Origin of the sequence: Bacillus sp. S4 (genome assembly GCF_040838205.1) — a bacterium.
GTDB classification, from domain to species: domain Bacteria; phylum Bacillota; class Bacilli; order Bacillales; family Bacillaceae_G; genus Bacillus_A; species Bacillus_A cereus_U.
Genome location: NZ_JBFPJI010000400.1, coordinates 1 through 2,707 on the forward strand (window position 1 = coordinate 1; position 2,707 = coordinate 2,707).

A 2,707-nucleotide genomic window follows, 5' to 3' on the forward strand; every position below is an offset into this window, starting at 1 on the left:
GAGCATATATTATCGTATGGAGATTCTCCACTCATAAAACCTATCTTTTTTGAGCATACTTTGTTTGTATGCTCCTTTTTTATTCTTTACTTAACGGATTATCTTGTTAACATTTCCAAATATCCATCTAACCAAACATTGAATATTTCAAAAAACATTTTCTTATAATGCACTATGAATATAAGTTTAATAATTTATCTGTAGCTACATTTTCAGTATCACTTAAATCGACAAAATAATGAAGTTGCCACAGTTGACTCTTCTTAGCTTGATTACTAACAGGTTTATCCCAAATAGGGTAAACCCTCATAGCCATTTTCCCTTTTTGGTTTTGCGTTTTTAATATTTTTTCTTTTAGAAGAATCTCTTTTGGAAAAATAAATTGTCCTAGTTTATTATCCGCTATACAAGTGATAACTAAAAGGTTAGGAGCCGAATCATAAAAAAATGCCTGATTGCTCATAGAGGCATTTTTCTCCCAAAAAGAAACAAATTGTCCAATCTTATTAGGCGTAATTTTCGATACCCTAAATCGTATGCTTCTATTATTTAGCTGGAATACCCATCCTGCATATTCTGAATTTTGCTTTTCTTCTTTTCGTTTAGTAATTAATAGATTATTAGGTTTATAAATCATTTCATCTAGTTTTTCAATTATATTACTAAAATTTGTCATGTAAACGCACCTTTTTTATTTTCCAGTATACCAAGAACATTCGTTCTTGTATATCAAACTTAAACAAATGATGACTTTGAATAGTCTTTCAAAGATCATTTGATCTACTCCATCCATAACTTCAAATTTACTTTTATAGTATTTATTACATTACTCTTCCAATTTCTTGTATTTTTCATTATTATATTAATATATCAATAAAAAACGAGGTACATATTACATGAATCCATCCAAAATTGACTTCGGCTCCATAGAGCAACCTTTCTTCCTATTAGTTTTATATCTTATCGCAATTCTTTTAACACTCGGCATTACATTTAATATATGTCATTCCCTTTTACTAAATTTAAATGCACCGAGATGGGTAGCAAAACTGTTAGCTATCGTATTAACTCTAGGTGTTGCTTATCAAGTATTTATGAACTTATTTTAATATATTACCTTCTAAATAACTTAAACTAAAAGGCCCTACCATAAGGTAGAGCCTTTTTTTAAAAAATAGTCCATAAATCACAAACATGTCTTTTATTTTATTGGAGATGGGAATCTTGCAGCTTCAAAATGCGTACTAATAAATCCTGGATCATTTTGTATAATCAGTCCATCTACATCACTCTCAGCAAAAATTTCAACTACATCTCCTGCATGTAATTGAAGTATTGTTGAAACAGCTACGACATTTGCAAAATTGGGTGGACCAAAAAAGTCATTATCTATCGCTATAGCTGGATTATCATTTACCCGAATTTCTACACGCGCTCTATAATTCGTATTACTATCATTAGGTGCAAAGCTGATTGTACCAATAATAGAATAAACTCCTCTAGTCTTCGGAATAAACTCTGATGTTACTGGATTATATTCATTCGCTAAATCAAACTGTTCATTTGGGAATAATACTTTAACAAAAGTATTTGCAGTGACATTTTGATCTACTGTACTAACAGCTCTAAAAGCAGATGCCCTTACAAGCTTATCTTTCTCATTATCACAACACTTATCGTAATAATCTGTGCTCTTCTTACAACAAGTATGCTGTTTCTTTTTGTAGCCATTACAATGCTTACAATAATAATAAGACATATTTATATCCCCTTTTAAATCTATTATTGTATACTATGCAAAATAAATTTAAAAAGTTTGGACAAGTTGTTGCTATTATGAAATGAAAAAAACTCCACCGAAAAGCAGAGTTAATAAAATTTTTTCCTTTTTAATATTTATACAATTGGAGATGGGAATCTTGCAGCCTCAAAATGAGAACCATCTTCTGTACTACTAATAACCCCATCTATACTACTTTGCGCAAAAATCTCGACAATATCACCTGCATGTAATTGAAGTATTGTTGAAACACTTACAACATTACCAAAATTTATTGGACCAAAAAAGTCGTTATCAATAGCAATTGCCGCATTTCCATTCACTCGAACCTCTACACGTGCTCTATAGTTTAAATTTGTATCGCTTGGAAAGAAACCAATCGTTCCAATTACGGAATAAACGCCTCTAGTTTTCGGAGTAAAATCTGATGTTGCTGGGTTATATTCGTTCGCTAAATCAAATTGTTCATTTTGAAATAATACTTTAACAAAAGTATTGGCTGGAAGGTTTTGATTAACTGTATTTACAGCTCTAAAGGCAGATGCTCTTACAAGGTTATTCTCCTTATGATCGCAAGAACAGTCATCACATCTTTTACCGCACTTATTATAATACTCACTTCTTTTTTTACAGCAATCATGATTTTTCTTTTGGTAACTCTCACAATTCTTACAGTAGTAATAACAAGACATATATAGCGCTCCTTTCTACTCTATTACTACATATTATGCAAGCTAGATTTGGAAGGTTTAGACTAATTTGCTGCTGTGCTTGTAACGCTTGTTGAACAGCTTGAATTGTACTTTGTGCTCCGCTATACGTAATACCCGCCGTACCATACGGACGCATTCTATCTCGGGTATCAAAATATGAATAAAACATTAGTATTCAACTCACTTCCATATAAGTTATTACAAAGTATATTAT

5 protein-coding genes are annotated in these 2,707 nt (G+C 31.1%); 1 reads left to right on the forward strand and 4 read right to left on the reverse strand.

The window, feature by feature from the left end:
• Positions 1–172: 172 nt before the first annotated feature.
• Positions 173–676 (reverse strand): MepB family protein, encoded by a 504-nt coding sequence (locus tag AB3X48_RS20720; RefSeq protein ID WP_016104770.1) that lies wholly within the window; start codon positions 674–676, stop codon positions 173–175.
• Positions 677–896: 220 nt separating this feature from the next.
• Here AB3X48_RS20720 and AB3X48_RS20725 point away from each other — a divergent pair, with 220 nt between their 5' ends.
• On the forward strand, positions 897–1,109 hold the full coding sequence (locus AB3X48_RS20725; RefSeq protein ID WP_002157952.1) for a hypothetical protein: 213 nt from the start codon (positions 897–899) through the stop codon (positions 1,107–1,109).
• Between the two features lie 92 nt (positions 1,110–1,201).
• Here AB3X48_RS20725 and AB3X48_RS20730 read toward each other — a convergent pair whose 3' ends face one another.
• The 3 genes from AB3X48_RS20730 to AB3X48_RS20740 form a co-directional block, all read right to left on the reverse strand.
• Positions 1,202–1,759, reverse strand: a complete 558-nt coding sequence (locus AB3X48_RS20730) for an ABC transporter permease (RefSeq protein ID WP_088099039.1) — start codon at positions 1,757–1,759, stop codon at positions 1,202–1,204.
• 137 nt (positions 1,760–1,896) lie between these two features.
• Positions 1,897–2,472 carry a C1q-like domain-containing protein gene (locus AB3X48_RS20735; RefSeq protein WP_016104768.1) on the reverse strand — a complete coding sequence of 192 codons (576 nt, stop codon included), beginning with the start codon at positions 2,470–2,472 and terminating at the stop codon, positions 1,897–1,899.
• Entirely contained in the window at positions 2,450–2,662 is a 213-nt protein-coding gene (locus tag AB3X48_RS20740) for a DUF3947 family protein (protein WP_016104767.1), read from the reverse strand. The genes AB3X48_RS20735 and AB3X48_RS20740 overlap by 23 nt, the downstream gene beginning before the upstream one ends.
• Positions 2,663–2,707 lie beyond the last annotated feature (45 nt).